Genomic DNA, 17281 nt, shown 5'->3' on the forward strand with positions numbered 1-17281 from the left:
AAATCAGGCGGCGAGTACCGACTGAATGGCGCTTTCCAGAATCGATAAACCTTCGTTCAAATCGGCATCGGGAATGGTCAGTGGCGGAATCAGTTTCAACACCCGGCCACCGGAACCGCAGGTACCGATCAACAGGCCGTTCTCGAAACACTGCACCGCCACGGCCTTGGCTTTGGCGCCGTCGCCCAGATCAATCGCCTGCATCATGCCTTTGCCGCGCACGTCCAAACCGTTGTAACGACTGGCAATGCCTTGCAGGTGTTCACGCATCTGCGCGCCTTTGCGCACCACGTCTTTCAGCAGCGCATCGTCGTCGAAATACTTCAATCCTTCGACACCGGCGACAAAGGAAAAACCCTGGCCGCGGAAAGTGCCGGTGTGTTCGCCGGGGTTCCAGTGTTTGTCGTGTTCGGGCTTGACCAGATTCATCGCCAGCGGTGTACCAAAACCACCAATGCCTTTGGCGAGTGTGACGATATCCGGGTTCAGACCAAGACCATCAAAACTGAAATAATTTCCGGTGCGGCCGCAGCCGGCCTGGATGTCGTCGAGAATCAACAAGGCGCCTAAATCGTGCGCCAGTTTTTGCACCGCTTGCAGCCACTCTTTGGTTGCTACGTGCACGCCGCCTTCGGCCTGAATCGGTTCGATCAAAAACGCCGCCGGTGCTTCCATGCCACTCGATGGATCGGCGAACAGCGCGCGCAATTGTTCAACGCGTTCAACACCCAATGACGGATCACCGCCTTCGGCACCGAAGGGTTCACGAATGACGTTTTCCAACGGCACACCAGCGGCGTTGCGAAAGGCGGCGTTGGCGGTGCACGCCAAAGCGCCCAATGTCATGCCGTGAAAACCGTTGGCGTAAGCAACAATATTTCGACGACCGGTCACCCGGCGCGCCAGTTTTAATGCCGCTTCAACGGCGTTGGTGCCGGTCGGCCCCATGAACTGCAATTTGTGATTCATGCCGCGCGGCTTGAGCACCGTCTCGACAAATTTTTCGATAAAGGCGCGCTTGGGCGTGGTGTGCATATCGAGGCTGTGCGCGACGCCGTCGTTCTGAATAAATTCGATCAAGGCGGCTTTCATGCGCTCGTTGTTGTGGCCGAAATTCAACACACCGGCGCCGGCAAAAAAGTCGACGTACGACTTGCCGTTTTCATCCACCTGTCGGGCGTTCGAAGCCGAGGTGAAAACGGTGGGGTACAGTCGGCAATAGCCGCGGACGTCGGATTCCCATTGTTCAAATGCACTTAAATCCATCTCTGCCTCTCCTGCGCTGTGGTGAATGGTGCTGCGGTCTTGAATGCCGTCAGCGATAAAAAATGCCGTTAGCGATAAAAAAAGTTACGGTGATTCGGGCGTGAATTCCGGCAACGGCGCGCCGACCAGACGCAAATAAATGCGCGCGACGTGCGCAATCAAAGCGTCGTTGAAATCGTACTTCGGACTGTGGCAAGGCACGTTGTGGCCTTGGCCGTCGTCGGAGCCGATGAGTGCGAAAGCGCCTGGAATTTGCTGCAAGTAATAGCTGAAATCTTCCGACGCCATGATCGGCACAACGACATCGCTCGCCAGTGCTTCTGCGCCAAATTCTTCCTGCAACGCTTGCCGATACCGGGCAGCTTCATCGCCGTGATTGATAGTCGCGTCGTAACGCGGATAAACCGAAACCTCGCACTGCACGCCATAGGCTTCGGCGGTGGAATGAGCGACCGATTCGATCAGTGCGTTCAACGTATCACTCGTACTTGGATCCGCCAGTCGATAACTGCCTTCGAGCACGGCGCGATCGGGAATAACGGTGACGCCGGACTTGGCGTCGAACGACGTCACGCTCAACACCGTGGCCTGTTGCGGGGGTAACCGGCGCGCTACCACTTGCTGCAGAGCGACCACCATGGCCGAACCAGCCAACACCGGGTCGCGACACAATTCCGGTTGGCTGGCGTGGCCGCCGCGACCGATGACCTCAATCTTGAAAGTGCCGTTACCGGCCATCACCGTGCCATCGGGACACACTGCCTGGCCGTAACGAATCGCCGGCCAGTTGTGCCAACCGAAGATGGCGTCAACGCCGTTGAGCGCGCCGTCTTCAATCATACGTTTGGCACCGTGGCCGCCCTCTTCCGCCGGTTGGAACAGCAAAGTGACCGGGCCGGGCAAATCGGCTTCATGCTGTTTCAGCCATTGGGCGGTGGCGAACAAAGCGGCGGTGTGGCCGTCGTGACCACAAGCGTGCATGCAGCCAGGCTGTTCGGACGACCAGGCGACACCGCTGGCTTCAACAATGGGCAACGCATCAATGTCGGCGCGCAACGCCAGATGGCGGCCACGGCCATTCGGATTCAGCGTTGCGACGGTGCCGGTATCGGCGCAGGCGCGCCAGGGAATGTCCAGGGCGGTGAGTCGTTCCCGAATGCTCGCCGCCGTCTGCTGTTCTGCCCAGGTCAACTCCGGTTGCCGATGCAGCTCACGTCGGAATTCGACCGCATCCGCCACCAGGGCTTGCCAATTTGTCAGCGCAGGCTGAGACACAAGGTACTCCGTTTCGAGACGATTGAATGTGCAGGGCCGTAGCGCCGCACAGACGCCAGTCGGCGTCTTGACTGTTCCACCCGTTATCAGGCTCTTGCTCAGATGTTGTGAAATTTGAACATCGATGTTTCGGGTTGTTGATTAACCAAAACCCAAGCCCGACCTACCCTAGATTTTTTAACCAAGGGGTTGCAAGGTTTTTTTGTTTTTTTGTGAAACCAGACACTCGGCTAACACCGAGCAAGTGGAAATAAGATTATAAAAGCCTAGACACTGGAATTAATTTTATCTTTATAAATCAATTAGTTAAATACAAAAAAATGGAACAATGCACAACAAAGCCGATTAAACACTATCATCAAATCGGCCAATAAATATTGTTCGGTCAAACCAAATTCCCGTGCAAAACCGGCGATGTTTTTGCAAAATAATTTTTTTGGGGGAGTAATGGTTAGGTCCCTAAAAATTACGCCCCTCAAAAACGAAAATGGCGCATTCCTGTTAAGAAAAGCGCCATTTTTGTGCAATTTATCAAACACTCGATATGAGTGCCGATCCTTATTGCCAGGGCAACCAACCGAAATGCTGCAGGATCTGGCTGATGGACATCAGCAGACAGATGCCAATCACCAGCGGCCGAATCAGCCTGGCGCCGCCGGCGAGCATGGTGTGGCTACCAACGTAAGCACCCACTATCTGGCCCAGCATCATTGCCCCGCCAATGATCCACACCACCTGACCACCGGCGGCAAACAACACTAAGGAAGTGACGTTGGTGGTGAAGTTCAGCAGCTTGGCGCGAATGGTGGCGGTCAATAACGTCTGGCCGCGAAAGGCGACACCGCTGGCGGCAAACAAAGATCCGGTGCCGGGGCCAAACACTCCGTCGTAAAAGCCCAGTAACGGCACGATGGACGACGCCCAACGACGTTCGGTCATTCGTGCTTCGACTTCCATTTCACCCAGCTTGGGCGTAAGCAGAAAATACAGCGCCACCAGAATCAGCAAGACAGGAATGAACCAGCTGAGCCAGCCAGTGTCGATGTGCTGCACCAGCCAGGTTCCGAACGCCGAACCGATGGCGGCCATCAACATCAACCACAACAGATGTCGGCCACGTAGATGACCTTTGAAAAACAACGTCAGAGTAGCGGTAAGTGTGCCGATCACGCCCTGGCTTTTATTGGTGGCGAGCGCATTGACCGGCGGCACTCCGGCCAACAACAACACCGGCAAGGCAATCAGACCACCGCCACCGGCCAGCGTATCCACCCAACCGGCGACCATCGCCACGCAGAAAAACAGCAACAACAACGAAACCGACCAATCGAATTCGACCACGCTGGTCTCCGACAATGAATAAGCGCGCTATTGTGCCCGAGGCTGACCAAACAGTGCAGCGGACACTGAGTTTTGGATAAAAAAAAACGCCACAGTGTGGCGTCTTTTTATCTGTGAAAATCGTTACTCCAGCGACGGCATAACACCGACACTGCTCAAACTTTGCCAGGCGCGACGGGCGTCGGCTTCGTCGTCGAATCCGGTGGCGAGCAGCTGGTAGTTCTGATCTTTGTCGGACCAGTTCACCACCAGCTCCAGCGGTCGGTCGTTGATGGATTGATAGGCCTGGAACCAGAGCACTTCGGGCGACACCAGCCGCGCCAGTACCGCGCCAGCGTCGGTTTCGTTGTCGAGCGACAGGCTGTAGGCGTCCGGCGTTTTGCCCAGGGTGTAGACGTAGATGTCGCCGACTGGCAGCCGGTCGTTGTCGCGGTGGTGTGCATCAAGATCGCGGCTTTGCAGCCAGGCGCGCCAGCGGTCCAGTTGGGTGTTGCCGGTAAAACCATCCAGATAGAGCCAGCCCTGATTTTGCGCTGCGTTCCACACCAACCGATGACGGCCAGGCAAGGTGGTGTTGTCTGGATCCAACACCGGCGTTCTGAATGCCGGATCGGACAACCATTGCTCAACACGCTGGGCGTTAACCGGACCGACAACGAGCGTGTCGGTCATCATCGGCACCGGTTTTTCTTCGACGCTGTTCATCGCCTGGCGGTCTGGCGCGGGTTTGGCGTCAGCCGGGATTTCGTTCATGGCGGCAACATTGGGGATGACCGGCATCGGGCGTTGGCCGGGCAACGAATTCATGCGCGCTACTTCTTCGGGTGTGTAGGTCGGCTGGTCGCTGCGCTCGATGGTTTCGGTGGCAAAATTGTCTGCCGCCATCGCCTGTTCGCCGCCGCCAGCGACGACACGTTTCACCCGCGCCTGAATGCCGTTGCGGCGCAGTTGACGACGCCAGTTATCGGTTTCTTCGAGCGTTTGATATTCGCCCAGATAAAAACCGACCGAGCCGCCTTCGCTGGTTTGGCCAAGAAACACCGCTTGCGGATCGCGCTCGTAGGCGACGGTATTAAAGAACTGACGCAAGCCGCGATATTCCAATGCACGCACCGCCTGCCCCATGGAAGAAAACTCACCCAGTTGCAAGGTGTACGGCCCTTGCGGATAACACTTGCACAGCTGTGATAATTCGATGATCGGCGGCAGCGATTGCGAACTGTGGCGCGGAATGTATTGCGGTACGTCCGGGTCAATCTGCACCGGCGGGTTGTCGAGTGCTTCCTGAGCCGCAGCGCGGTCGCGTTCCTGCTGCGCCAATTGCTGACTTTCCAGTGGCGTCGGTTCGCCACCGAAGCTCAAGCGCAGGCCGTAACGCCAGCGCCATTGGTCGGGAATGTCGCCGTCGAAGAAACCTTGATAGCCGCCGTTGCCAAATACCCGAACGTGAGAAAACAGCGGCACGCTGATGTCGGCATCGACGCGATAACCGGGCGTGAATTGATCGATCACGCTGTCGCCGAGATTATTTTCCACGCCAACGGCCGAGACGATGGCGCCGCTGATCAATTGAAAACGCGGGCCTAAATTGCCTTGCTGAAAAATCAGACCGGTTTCGATCTGGCTGAATTCGTTTTCCAGGGTGTCGTTCTGGAATTCGTATTCCAGGCTGCTCAGATAGCGGTAACCCAGGTCGAGACCGACGTGGGAATTGAACATCCATTGCAGGTGTCCGGCGGCGCCCCAGCCGGTGGTGTGGTCGCTGTTGGCCGCACTGAGATCGAGACTGAATTCGTCGGCCACGGCGGTTATCGGCGCCAGCATTACGCCGACGGCCACAACCAACAATCCAGACTGAACACGAACCCAGTGATGAAAACGGCCTACACGCATTGCAACGAACCCTTGTTGAGACCTAGAGGTTATCGCCCGCTTGGCCGGAAAGTTTAGACGCAGGCTCAGTCCGGATTCAGGTTGATCTCCAACACATAGCGGCTGGCTTTGATGGGTTTGCGGATGTCGTGTTCCCACAGTTCCGCATCGAAACGGGATTTGGCCCAATCGGCCAAATCGTAAAACGGCTGCCGACCCGGATCGGCAATCAGCACCTGGCGCACGCCGGCTTTGTTTGCACGCTTAATCAGTTTCATCCAGTCGTCGCGCAGGCTGTCCCAAAAACAGATGTCGCCACCGACGATGGTGTCGGCCATCGATAAATCATCGCGACTTAATTGATGCAATTTGCGCTGCCAGAAAACCGGCCGGAAGCCATTCAGTTCGCCGTGCAAACGCAGGTAAGGTTCGACGCTTTTGTCGGCGTCGATGGACATGACTTTGGAGTGAAAATGTTTCTTTAGAAAGTAGGTGGTCGGCCCCCAGCCGCAACCGATGTCGAAGACGACGCGTCGTTTGGGAATCGGGTCAAGCAGCAGGTAATCCATCAACACGAAGCTGGAATCCCAGACTTTGGTGCCGTGGATATTGGCTTCCCCTTTTTCGTCGCGAATGGCCCGAACCGATGGGTGCTCGGGGGTGAGAAAGGTCAGGCCGTGAGCCTCAATTTGCTGTTTGGGCAAGGCATGCTCCGCGGGCGTACATCAACAAAGAAGCCGCGAGCATAGCGGTTGACGTCGGCCGCGCCAACCGCCGTTGGCGTTAATTGCGCACAGGAATGCCGAGGCGCCGATAAACAAAACTCAGCAGCCAGGCCGGACCGATCAACAGAAATTGAATGTCCTGAAAGAAACTCGGTTTTTTGCCTTCAATTTTGTGGCCGATGAATTGGCCGATCCAGGCGAGCACAAACAATATCAGCGCCAAGCCCCACAGCGGTAAGGCGTGGCCGGCGCGCTCGTACGCCATGATCAGGCCAACCGACAGCGCGGTGATCGAGCCCATGCCCAGCATCAAGGTCCACGACAGACGGGCGTAAAACCAGACGCTGATGACAATCACCGCACTGGCGGCGTTGATCCACGGATGGCTGGCCAGACTGATCGGCCACAACAGCGCCAACACGCACCAGAAAATGATCGGTACGCAAATCCAATGTATGAGTTTGTTGGTTCGGTTCTGGTGGCTTTCGCCGTATTCGGCAAGCCATTGATCCACGGTTTTGCTCAGCATAGCGACATCCTCTTTGTTGTTATGGGTCGCGCTGGGCATCTTGCACCGATGTCGGCAGGCACTCAATCGGGTGCGGTTATTCCCAATCGATTTGCACGCCGGGCAGGCTTGGCAGGCTGCATTTGTGCCAATCGGTGGAAACACTCGGGTTGGCAAAGTCGTGTGCCTGATCGAGGTTCAACACCGGCGCCGCAACATCCGGCACGCACAGCCGCAAATGCACCGGCGTGTCGCCATTCAACTGTTTGTCGGGGTCGAATTCGCCATCCCACAACACCGGCGGCAGGCGACTGCCGAGGCCAAATTGTGTCCAGCGCAGCCATTTTAGTTTGAAACTTTCCGGTTGGGTGCCGCCGTCGCCGTATTGGTTGTCGTGAATGTGGATGGATTCGGGATAGGCGTCGAGCACGGCCGCTTGAGTAGTGGCTTCGTCGGCGGTGGCTTTGCGCACGTAAACATCGGCGGTGCTGTTTTCGGAAAAGCGATTGTCGAAAATTTCCACCGCGTCGCTGCCGTCGATCTGTATGCCGACGCCGCGCCACAGTGATGCCAGGGCAGACGATTCCGGCGCGGTGTTGTCGCGGTTATTGCGCAGGATGTCGTTGTCGAACAGGCGGATGGCGAAGCCCGAGACAGTGGCGTCCAAGGCGTTATCGACGCGAACGCCCAGGCTGTTGTCGATCACGCTGTTGTCGTACACGTCGCTGCGCTGGGAATTGCGGATGTCGATGCCAATCAAGTTGTTGTTGATGCGGCTGTTGCGCACCGTGATATCGCGACTGCGTTGAATCAGCACGCCGCTTTCCCGGGCACCGCTGACACTGAGATCGTCCAGCAACAAGCGGCGGCTGTCGGCGGCCCAGATGCCCACTGGTGCGGCCGACTCGCGGTCCGTCCAATTCACGCCGACATCGCGCAATTGCGCCAGCCGCACTTCAGTCATTTGGATGGCCGTGTGTGGCGCGTCTTCAATGCTGAGATCCAATACGCTGATGGCGTCGGCGTTCAGTTGCACGCTGGCACTGGCTGCGGTCTGGGATTTGAACGACAGTCGCGTTAAGTCCCGACCGGCACCTTCCAACGTCAGCCCTTCGCTGGCCAGAATCAACGGCTCGGTGAAACTGAAATGGCCGGCGGGTAATTCGATGTGGTCACCCGGTTCGGCGTCACTCAGTTGTCGCAGTACGCGTGCCTGAACCGATTCGCCGTCTTGTGCCGCATCGTCACCCTGGCAACCAGCCAGTCCCAGGATTAGTAACCAAACTCCCGTCGTGCGGAATAGGCGCGAACCACTCAACTTAATCACTTCTGAACCCCGACCACAGTTGATCCATCGTCCGACATTCGACGAACGCCGTGCGATAAAAGGCAGGCAGTCTAACGAAAAAAGGACGCTGATGCGTCCCCTGATATGAAAGGCTTTTTTTGGAATAAATCACCACCCCACCGGCCATGCAGTGTGAGCTGCACACTCATACCCGGTCTTAGGCAGCCTGGGAGAAACTGTCGATTATTAACCCGTACCGAACATCCCAAGTCCGGCCAGAAAACCAACAGCGACCAGCGATCAGTTGTCGCTGAGAACCGCTACGCCTGCATACGACAATTCCTCACGCACTTCCGGCCGAGCCAGTTGACTGAGCGTGTTGTGGTTACCGCGACGACGAGTCTTGGGTTTGTTGACCACTCCGAGGAACGCCAGGAAGGACTTCTTAGCGGGTTCTTTCTTCTCCATTTCCGTTTCACCTTGGGAAAAATGCTCTGATGGCTGTACCCCTCACCGTCAGATGACTTTTGAACAATGGGTACGGCTACTACTTTAGTCCGCTTGACGGCAGCCATCTGCACAAAGATTGAACAAACATTTATGACCTTAATTTCACAATACTGGTCAAATCGGTGAAAAAAGTGACATTCATCACATTTTTTCACCTTGTCGATTCAAAACACTCGCCGTCAGGTCAGAGTTTTCAATGTCTCTGGCGGGATGAGTTTTGGTGCAACCATTAATGAGCAAAAGTGACTTAATGCTCAAAATACCTCGATCACTGATCGACACTCACCGAAGCATCCAGGTTAGAGCGATGCTGAGCCGGCCTGAACAACGGCCAACGCAACGGCCAGTGCACCAGCAGACTGGCGCCGACCAGCAGGGCGGCACCCAGGCATTGCAAGGGCGTTAAGGCAAAACCAAGAAAGACCCAGTTCACCAACCCGGCGGCCACCGGAAAGCACATTTCAGCAAGAGCGCTGTGGCGTGAGGCAATGCGTTTCAGGCCGTGGTAGTAGAACGCCATGCCGAGCAGACCGGAGATCGACACCATTAAAGCGATCCACCCCAACTGCACTGACGTCACTTGCAGCGCGTCGGGTTGCAGTGCCAGCACCCAGGGCAACAGACACAACAGACCAACGGCAAAGCGACCGTTCATCAGAGCGCTGGTGCCATAGCCGCGCTGACTCAGTTGCTTGCCAAACACCGTGCTGGCGCCCCAACTGATGACGGCTAAAAACGTCAGACCGTAGCCGAGCAATCGCGTTTGCAAACCCGATTGATAGAACCAGTCCTGACCGCCGACAAAGGGCAGCAAGTCTTCCCACATCAACAACAGACTGCCTGCCAGGCAGACCACCAGATAGCCGAGAAAGCCCCGGCTGATGCGCTCGCCCAACACCCAGGCCGACAGGCTTACCGCCACCACCGGCTGCAATTTCTGCAGCAGGATGACCAGGGTCGGGTTCATCAGACTGAAGGCCTGAGTAAACGCCACCGTGCCGAGCGCCGAACCGAGCCCGCCGATAACCAGCAAGGCCGGCCAGTCGCCGCGCTTGAACGGCCACAACGACGCACCAACGACGCGCGACACCGCCAGCATCATCAACAGCAGCAACCCGTGTTCGAGAAACACCAGTTGCAGACTGCTCAGACCAGCGGCCAGCAGGGGGTAACGAATCAAGGTATCCAAAGCCCACAGAACGCAGGCCAGCAAAACGTACAGAGTTCCTGTCACAACACCATCTCCGCGGTGACAGGGCTTGGCTTTTCGAAAGGAAAGGAACGCAGACTGCTGTTAATCACGCCCAAAAAACAGACACGAAGCACAACGGCCACCCCCGCCAACAATGGCGAGGCTGCGGTCAACTTCTTTCATCCGGACTATTACCGTCGGCTCAGGCTTGGGTGAAACGGCTACCGTACCTGATCTGCTGACCCTGCTTCGTGAAAACCAAAACAGGCGCTCGTGGGCTCCGCGAATCGGGCACCCGCCCTATCGCGCTACCACCGGTGGGGACTTGCACCCCGCCCTGAAGTTGAAAAACGCTGCGATGGTACGCCTGGCGCAGGCTGTGAACAATGCAGAAAAATGGAACAACTTGTTCAAGCGGCGTGGCGAATGACTTAGACCCAGGCGACATCGCCGTGGTTATCCCAGGCCAGATCGAGTTGACCGTGGGCGTGTTCGGCGCCGTCTGCCGTAGCCTGCGTTTGCCAGGTGCCCAGGCCGTTGGCCGCCCACAGTTCGCCATCGGCCTGAGCCAGCATGGCGATGTCGCGCATCGGCTCGGCCACCACCGGCGCGTCCCCGCGCCAATGCAGCAGATGATGGCCTTTGGGCGAACTCACGGTGACGCCACCGGGGTAGGCCACCACGCTGGCGATGTAGTTGTTCATCTGCAACCAGTGCCAGGGTTCGGCAACCAGCGGCTGCCAGCTCGGTTGTTGCCAACTGACGCGATACACCAGCGGTAAGTCGGTGCGGCCGGGGCCGTAATATTGAAGCCCGACGTAAACCCAATCGGCATCGACATCCAGATGCCGCACCGAAAATCCCGGTCCGGGCGATGGCAATTCCGCCCGCACCCGGCCCTGAGCGTCCAGCAGAATCAAGGCACTCTTGAAGGAGGTATCGCCCTGGCGCACGCCGTTGCCGAGGCCGCCGACCGCCAATGCCGCTCCGCCATGCGGATGCGCAACAATCTGATGCGCGCCGGTTCCGGGCAGCTCAAGATCATCGATCCAGGCGTTTTGCGACGCCGACCAGACCCCCAAATGCACGCGACTGCTTTGGGCATGCCCCAGCGGCATCCAGCACAGATCGCCCTGCCAGCAACCGTGGCCGACAAAGATGCGCTCTGGTTGCGGCGCCAGTTGCTGCTGCAAACGGCCATCGGCCGGGTCAAACAAACCGGCCCAGTCACCGGGACGACGGGCGAACACCCAGGCCCGGCGCTGCTCGGAATCGACCGCAAAGCCGTGCGCGCGTCCGGGCAATTCGGTGCGGTAACGCAGTGCGCCATCCGCATTTAATGCCGCCAGATAGTAGTGATCGTCCAAGCCGTGCGCCGTGCCCAACCAAAGCCGCTGCCGACCTTCGGCGCGCAGCCAGGGCGCCAGCGTGGTCATGCCCGCCAGCGCCAGAAAGGTACGTCGATCAATCGCCATCTTGATTATTAAACCCGATCAGCAAGCCATAGGTTTGTGCCACGTCGTCGCTGAGCCAATGTTCGACAGCGACGTTCGCGGCCCGAATGCGTTCGCTCAACACCCAGGCGGCCTTGGCGTCGTCCACCGGCCAACCGGCCGGCAGTTCAGCCGCCAGATCGAGCAGTTGAGCGCTGAGTTCGGCGGCTTTGGCATTTTGCGAATCGTCCGGGAAGGCGCCGGTTAAACGCTGCATGCGCTGCGCCAGATCGACCATGCCGCCGGCCACCCAGGTCAACGACTGGCCGGTTTGTGAGACGTCACCCATAAAGGGGCGATAACGGCCATCGGCGGCCGGGATGACTTCACGCAAGCGCTGATTCAGGCGGCTGGCCTGGGCGTACAAATCGTTCGCGGCGAGCGCCAGGGCGCGGTCGGCTGGCGTTAACGTCAGCGGTAATTCGGCGGCAATTTGCGTTAAATAACCTTGATACATTTCGGCCCAATCGCTCAGCAACACGCAGTCGGGTTGCGCCTGCGCCAGCATCCAGTCCAACCCTTGAATGCCGTGCCCGGCCAATTGCAGCGATTGGTAAGTGCCGGCGTCACGTTCCTGTTGATGCGTCTGCATCTGGCGCGCAACGATGCCGCGACTGTCCGGCCAGAACGCGATGCGGTAACCCAGACCCAGTTCATCGACCACCGCCGCGCCCTGGCTGGCGACCACGCCCCACTGCGTCACCAAGGCTTGCCACGCCGGTTGCAACGCCGCGCGCTGGCTGCCATTCAATCGCTCATCCTGAGCATTGGCGCACTGTTGTTGAATCTGCGTTGCCATCTCCACGCCGGCCTGTTGCCAATCGACAATGGCCTGACTCTGCGCCGCTTCCCAATCGTCTAACCAGGCGGCCTGCGCAGAACCCAACAGCATCGCCAGCCACATCACACTCTGATACCGCATGCTTCTTAACTCCGATAACGATGATTAACGCTTAACAACGACTAACAACTACTTAACAACTCCTAACAACTACAACGAATTCACAAATTCAATCAGCGCCGCGCGATCCGACTCCGATAAGCCCTCAAACGCCAGCCGGCTGGATTCAGCTTCACCGCCGTGCCACAGAATCGCTTCAAACACCGACTGGGCACGGCCGTCGTGCAACAACTGTTGATGGCCGTTCACCGTCGGCACCAGGCCAATGCCCCACAGCGGCGGCGTACGCCATTCAGAGCCGTCGGCCAAAAACTCAGGACGATGGTCTGCCAGGCCCGGCCCCATGTCGTGCAGCAGCAAATCGGTGAACGGATGGAAGGTCTGGTTCGATAACGCCGGACGGTTCGGCAAGGCAGGCGTCGTCATGGTCGGGCGATGGCAGCCGGCGCAGCCGCTGTCGGCAAACAGTTGTTCGCCACGCTGGACTTCAGGCCGGTTGTGGCCGCGTTGTGCCGGCACACCGAGATGAGCGGAATAGAAGGTCACCGCATCGAGCAATTCGGTGCGCACTTCCGGGTCGCCGCCGTTTGGCATCTGTGCACAGACCGGCTGTTTCGGCGTGCAATTTTCATCGCGGAACAGTTCCGTGGTCAGTCCCAAATCGCCGTTAAAAGCGGCTGAATTTTGCTGGCGCAAGCTAGGCTGCCCGGCTTTCCAGCCAAAGCGACCTAAATCGGTGTCGTTGGTTTGCACGTTCCAGACTTGGTTGGCGCGACCGGAAATGCCGTCGCCGTTGGCATCGTCCGGATCGGCCCAGGCGAGAATGTCCGTCTCGGGCACCGCTTCGAGCAGGCCCAGGCCGATCATCGCCGGTGCCAAGCGTACCGAGGTCATCACCTGCGGGTGCATGTCGCCCTGGCTCAGTTGCGAAAACACCGCTTCGGGCTGACGCAATTCAACGACGCTGCCGTCGACCAGTTGATGCGATACGTCATTAAAACGAATGCGCACCCGACCTTCGGGTTGAGTGCCGGGAATGCTGGCGTCCTGAAATTGGCCGCCGTAAGTCGGCTCAGGCACAGCGCCGTTCTGGCGCAAAAATTCGGGGGTAACAGACGCGTCCGCTGGAATGCTCAGCCGCACCAGCATGGAGACGGCGTTGTCGGCGTCGCCGTCGGGCAAATGGCCGCGGCCGTCTTTGATATGGCAACTCTGGCAGGCGTTGGTGTTGAACAACGGCCCCAATCCATCACGCGCGGTGGTGGTTGCCGGCGCAGGAATCCACGGATTGCGAAAGAAAGAATTGCCGACGGAAAAGTCCAGCCGCTGCTCGAACGAGAGGTTCGCGGCGGGTAACGAAAAGGCGTTGACGCTGGTGTCGTAATGGCTGGTGTCGCCGCCACTGAGCGGCAAATCAGCCAACGCCGGCAATGCTGACAGAACAAAAACAAGCAGGCCGCCCAACCGAAAACGGCGGCGGCCAGTGGTCACAAGGTTCATGCGATCTCACTTCAAATGGTCAGGGGGCTGGATCGCCCAGCCCCAGACAAAACTCAGAATTCGTGATCGGCATTATCCGGATTGAGACGATCGATATCCATCGCCAGCGCCACTTCTTCGATGATGCGCGCTTCGGCAACCAAGGCATCGATGGCGGCCTGAACCAGTGCGTGGCCTTCGCTGTTGTCCATATCGATCAGTTGATCGAAGTGAACGTTGTCTTTCTCTGCCGAGTCCACGATGTCAGTCAGAGCGGCATCGACGTTGGCAAAGGCCGCGTCGGCACGGTCGGCCAGTTCCGGATCGTTGGCGCGCAGGTAGTCGCGAATGGAATCGCTATGCTTACGACCGAACTCACCGCGATAAACGTTGCGGATGCCGCGAGCGTTGTAGAAATGCGAGTTGTGAGTGTTGTCGGAGAAGCAGTCGTGTTCGTCTTCGGTGGAAAACGCCGACAGCGCCACTTTCATGCGCTCGCCCGCCAGTTCACCCAACGCCAGGCTGCCCATGCCGTAGAAAACACGACGCAGCGCGTTGTCAGTCGGCTCGCTCAGCAAGGTTGCGCGGTAGTTGTCAGCCTGGTCTTCGGACCATTGATCGACCATGTATTCCAGATCGGAAATCAGCAGATCCACAGCCGCTTCCAGATAGGCGACGCGGCGATCGCAATGGCCGTTGGTGCAGTCGTCACCGACCAGATAATCGGTGTACGGACGCTCACCAGCACCGGCGGCAGTGCCGTGCAGATCCTGGCCCCAGAGCAAGAATTCAATGGCGTGGTAGCCGGTCGCCACGTTGGCCTCGGAACCGCCCAGTTCGTTCAGTGACGCCAACAGGTCGGGCGTCAGCTCGTTCACATCGATGAGTTCGGAACCCACCTGAACGCTGCTGGCTGCGATCAGGTTGGCGGTGGCGCCGGGGTTGCCCAGTTCGTGCACGTAGCTGGCGTCGACGTAATCGATCAGACCTTCATCCAGCGGCCAGGCGTTGAGCTGGCCTTCCCAGTCGTCTACCACCGGGTTACCGAAACGAAACACTTCGGACTGCTGGTAGTCTTCGCGCGCTTCAATCCAGGCGTCGCGGGCGGCGTTCAGTCGGCGGGCCGACGGCTTGTCCAGAAAACGATCGATGGAACGTTCCAGGTCTTGGGCTGAATCCAGAGAGGCCTGGTAGGTCGCCAGGGCCACATCGGCGTATTGCGCCACGATGTCTTCCTTGCTGGGAGCGGCTGCCTGGGCGACGCCAATAACCAGTGTACAGACCGCCACCGGGGCGATGAGCGAGCGATGCATGGATAACTCCTTTTTTAAAAACGGTTTTTTTAATACGTCGTTTGGAATGCTGTGCTTTGAAAACGCGACCCAGCCAAAGATAAAAATAACAACTGATCGCATAACGGAGTACGGATGATAATGACTTGCATTTATAGATACAAGTCGAGGTGGTTGGCGAGCCACTCCGGGTTGCGGCACACTGCGCCCTTCTTTTTACCGCCGAGGATTTTTCGATGCCCAGCGCGCCCATTCGTACCGGCCTGATTGGCTATGGCTTGTCCGGCCGTGTGTTTCACGCCCCCTTTATCGAAGCGCTGGACGCTTTTTCACTGAGCGCCGTTGCCAGCCGGCAAGCGGACGTGGTGCAGGCGCGCTATCCGCAAACGCAGGTTGTCGCCGACGCCGAGGCGCTGATTCAATCCAGCGACATCGACCTGATCGTCATCACCGCGCCCAACGAGCTGCATTTCCCGCTGGCAAAGGCCGCGCTTGAGGCGGGCAAACACGTGCTGTTGGAAAAGCCAGCGGTAACCCGACTGACGCAGATGGAAACCCTGGCGGCGCTGGCAGAACAACAAGAACGCACGCTGTGCGTGTATCAGAACCGCCGCTTTGACGGCGACTTTCTACACTTAAAAACGCTGTGCGATGGCGGCGAGTTGGGTGCGCTGAAACATCTGGATTCGCGTTTCGATCGTTTTCGCCCGCAGCCACAGGCGCGCTGGCGCGAACAGCCGGGCGAAGGCAGCGGTATTTTTTGGGATTTGGGGCCGCATCTGATCGACCAGGCCTTGCACCTGCTCGGCGCGCCCGAGGCTTTAACCGCGCAACTGCGCACGCTGCGAAACGGTGGTCAAACCACCGACTGGTTTGAACTGCAACTGCATTACGCCGAGCGCGAAGTCGTACTCGGCTCAACGCCGTTTGAAGCCGGCGCCATGCGTCGCTTTAACGCACGTTTCGACGGCGGTGGCTGGCAATGTTGGGGTCTGGATCCGCAAGAAGATGCACTGCGTGCCGATCAGCGCCCGGACGAGGCGGCTTACCCGAACCTGGGCACGCCACAAAGCGTACATATCAGCACCGCCGAAGGGCAGCGCGAGGCCGCACCGCAGCCGGGCGACTATCGCCACTTTTATCGACAACTGGCGGCGGCCATTCACGGCGCAGGCGCTGCTCCGGTCAGTCTCGACGACGCTTGCGCCCTGCTCTACACACTGGATCGGGCGGAAGAATCCGCACGTTTGGGTCAGCGTTTGGCGTGGCAGTACCGCCGACCGGCGTCCGCCGAACGTTAATCCGCCTGCGACTGGCTGCGTTGCCAGTCGCTCAAGCCTTGCGCCAAGGCGTGTTGAGCGCTGCCGTCGACCAGCATATCGGTCAGGATTTGCGACAACCGACCGCGCAATTCCCCGTTGTTGCAGGGCGAGCGGTGCGACAGCGTCAGATACAACAACTCCTGGCTGATCGGCGGTTCCAGCGAACGCAGTTGATCGCCCAGGCCCAACCGTTTGGCGTAGGCCTCGGCTGGAAACTCTTCGTACAACAGATAATCGACGCGCCCCTGTGCCAGCATGCGCATGGCCTGATCGAGCGAAGCGACTGAATCGAGGGTGAGGTGATCGTTGGCGTAGCGGTCAAATTCCTGACCAAAGCTGTTGTTGATCAGCGTGATGCCTTGCCAATTGGCGAGGTCTTCCCATTTTTGATACGCCAAAGGTTGGTCCTGACGGGTCCACACCAGACTGCGGGTGGTGAAAAAGGCCGGATACAGGTAATCCATGTATTCCAGCCGTTGCCGGGTTAAGAAGGCACCGGCGATCAAATCCACCCGGCCAGCGCGTACTTCTTCTTGCGCCCGGGACCAGGAACCGGTGTAAACGACGTCGATCGGAATGCCGAGCCGCCGGCTGATTTCGTCCAGCAACAGTTGGTTGGCACCAACCAGGACCGGGCTGTTCGGTTCGGGGCGCCACAGGTACGGCGGGTAATCCGGATTGCCGGTCGCGACCAGATGTTCGCAACCAAGACCATTCGATTCGGCGCGCAAGGTGGCACCAAGCAACACCAGGCCGACCAGGCAAAACCAACGTCCCAATACTGGCTTCATGGGGAACTCCGATTAGGAAAGTGCGG

At 58.4% G+C, this 17281-nt stretch carries 15 protein-coding genes and 1 riboswitch; of the genes, 1 reads left to right on the forward strand and 14 read right to left on the reverse strand.

Going from position 1 to position 17281, the window contains the following annotated elements:
• Positions 1-3 precede the first annotated feature (3 nt).
• The 13 genes from DW349_RS10760 to DW349_RS10815 form a co-directional block, all read right to left on the reverse strand.
• On the reverse strand, positions 4-1266 hold the full coding sequence (locus tag DW349_RS10760) for an aspartate aminotransferase family protein (protein WP_108125623.1): 1263 nt from the start codon (positions 1264-1266) through the stop codon (positions 4-6).
• Positions 1267-1350: 84 nt separating this feature from the next.
• Positions 1351-2541 (reverse strand): N(2)-acetyl-L-2,4-diaminobutanoate deacetylase DoeB2, encoded by a 1191-nt coding sequence (gene doeB2, locus DW349_RS10765; protein WP_232819320.1) that lies wholly within the window; start codon positions 2539-2541, stop codon positions 1351-1353.
• 558 nt (positions 2542-3099) lie between these two features.
• On the reverse strand, positions 3100-3882 hold the full coding sequence (locus DW349_RS10770; RefSeq protein WP_232819321.1) for a TSUP family transporter: 783 nt from the start codon (positions 3880-3882) through the stop codon (positions 3100-3102).
• Between the two features lie 123 nt (positions 3883-4005).
• The gene (locus tag DW349_RS10775) at positions 4006-5775 is read right to left on the reverse strand and encodes an SPOR domain-containing protein (RefSeq protein WP_115667143.1); all 1770 of its coding nucleotides are present in this window, start codon (positions 5773-5775) and stop codon (positions 4006-4008) included.
• Between the two features lie 65 nt (positions 5776-5840).
• Positions 5841-6458, reverse strand: coding sequence for a class I SAM-dependent methyltransferase (locus DW349_RS10780; protein WP_108125625.1), 618 nt, complete (start codon positions 6456-6458; stop codon positions 5841-5843).
• A gap of 79 nt (positions 6459-6537) precedes the next feature.
• Positions 6538-7008 carry an Mpo1 family 2-hydroxy fatty acid dioxygenase gene (locus DW349_RS10785; protein ID WP_108125626.1) on the reverse strand — a complete coding sequence of 157 codons (471 nt, stop codon included), beginning with the start codon at positions 7006-7008 and terminating at the stop codon, positions 6538-6540.
• A gap of 76 nt (positions 7009-7084) precedes the next feature.
• The gene (locus tag DW349_RS10790; protein WP_157954348.1) at positions 7085-8314 is read right to left on the reverse strand and encodes a parallel beta-helix domain-containing protein; all 1230 of its coding nucleotides are present in this window, start codon (positions 8312-8314) and stop codon (positions 7085-7087) included.
• 261 nt (positions 8315-8575) lie between these two features.
• Complete coding sequence (locus DW349_RS17365; RefSeq protein WP_157954349.1) at positions 8576-8743, reverse strand: hypothetical protein; 168 nt, start codon at positions 8741-8743, stop codon at positions 8576-8578.
• A 310-nt stretch (positions 8744-9053) separates the two neighbouring features.
• Complete coding sequence (locus DW349_RS10795) at positions 9054-10019, reverse strand: DMT family transporter (RefSeq protein WP_108125628.1); 966 nt, start codon at positions 10017-10019, stop codon at positions 9054-9056.
• Positions 10020-10144: 125 nt separating this feature from the next.
• A riboswitch (FMN riboswitch) is annotated at positions 10145-10326 on the reverse strand.
• An 82-nt stretch (positions 10327-10408) separates the two neighbouring features.
• The gene (locus DW349_RS10800; RefSeq protein WP_108125629.1) at positions 10409-11452 is read right to left on the reverse strand and encodes a DUF1513 domain-containing protein; all 1044 of its coding nucleotides are present in this window, start codon (positions 11450-11452) and stop codon (positions 10409-10411) included.
• Complete coding sequence (locus tag DW349_RS10805) at positions 11442-12392, reverse strand: hypothetical protein (RefSeq protein WP_108125630.1); 951 nt, start codon at positions 12390-12392, stop codon at positions 11442-11444. The genes DW349_RS10800 and DW349_RS10805 overlap by 11 nt, the downstream gene beginning before the upstream one ends.
• Before the next feature lie 69 nt (positions 12393-12461).
• Positions 12462-13871 carry a di-heme oxidoreductase family protein gene (locus tag DW349_RS10810; protein WP_108125631.1) on the reverse strand — a complete coding sequence of 470 codons (1410 nt, stop codon included), beginning with the start codon at positions 13869-13871 and terminating at the stop codon, positions 12462-12464.
• 53 nt (positions 13872-13924) lie between these two features.
• Positions 13925-15163 (reverse strand): imelysin family protein, encoded by a 1239-nt coding sequence (locus DW349_RS10815; RefSeq protein WP_108125632.1) that lies wholly within the window; start codon positions 15161-15163, stop codon positions 13925-13927.
• Between the two features lie 215 nt (positions 15164-15378).
• Here DW349_RS10815 and DW349_RS10820 point away from each other — a divergent pair, with 215 nt between their 5' ends.
• Positions 15379-16443 carry a Gfo/Idh/MocA family oxidoreductase gene (locus tag DW349_RS10820; RefSeq protein WP_108125633.1) on the forward strand — a complete coding sequence of 355 codons (1065 nt, stop codon included), beginning with the start codon at positions 15379-15381 and terminating at the stop codon, positions 16441-16443.
• Here the strand turns inward: DW349_RS10820 and DW349_RS10825 are convergent.
• Positions 16440-17255, reverse strand: a complete 816-nt coding sequence (locus DW349_RS10825; RefSeq protein ID WP_108125634.1) for a substrate-binding periplasmic protein — start codon at positions 17253-17255, stop codon at positions 16440-16442. The genes DW349_RS10820 and DW349_RS10825 overlap by 4 nt on opposite strands.
• Positions 17256-17281 lie beyond the last annotated feature (26 nt).

Source organism: Saccharospirillum mangrovi, assembly GCF_003367315.1.
Classification (GTDB): Bacteria; Pseudomonadota; Gammaproteobacteria; order Pseudomonadales; family Natronospirillaceae; genus Saccharospirillum; species Saccharospirillum mangrovi.

Bases quoted from the DNA above. Each gene is read 5' to 3' on its own strand.
- DW349_RS10760 (WP_108125623.1), bottom strand. From the start codon at position 1,266: ATGGATTTAAGTGCATTTGAACAATGGGAATCCGACGTCCGCGGCTAT.
- DW349_RS10775 (WP_115667143.1), bottom strand. From the start codon at position 5,775: ATGCGTGTAGGCCGTTTTCATCACTGGGTTCGTGTTCAGTCTGGATTG.
- DW349_RS10785 (WP_108125626.1), bottom strand. From the start codon at position 7,008: ATGCTGAGCAAAACCGTGGATCAATGGCTTGCCGAATACGGCGAAAGC.
- DW349_RS17365 (WP_157954349.1), bottom strand. From the start codon at position 8,743: ATGGAGAAGAAAGAACCCGCTAAGAAGTCCTTCCTGGCGTTCCTCGGA.
- DW349_RS10800 (WP_108125629.1), bottom strand. From the start codon at position 11,452: ATGGCGATTGATCGACGTACCTTTCTGGCGCTGGCGGGCATGACCACG.
- DW349_RS10805 (WP_108125630.1), bottom strand. From the start codon at position 12,392: ATGCGGTATCAGAGTGTGATGTGGCTGGCGATGCTGTTGGGTTCTGCG.
- DW349_RS10810 (WP_108125631.1), bottom strand. From the start codon at position 13,871: ATGAACCTTGTGACCACTGGCCGCCGCCGTTTTCGGTTGGGCGGCCTG.
- DW349_RS10815 (WP_108125632.1), bottom strand. From the start codon at position 15,163: ATGCATCGCTCGCTCATCGCCCCGGTGGCGGTCTGTACACTGGTTATT.
- DW349_RS10820 (WP_108125633.1), top strand. From the start codon at position 15,379: ATGCCCAGCGCGCCCATTCGTACCGGCCTGATTGGCTATGGCTTGTCC.
- DW349_RS10825 (WP_108125634.1), bottom strand. From the start codon at position 17,255: ATGAAGCCAGTATTGGGACGTTGGTTTTGCCTGGTCGGCCTGGTGTTG.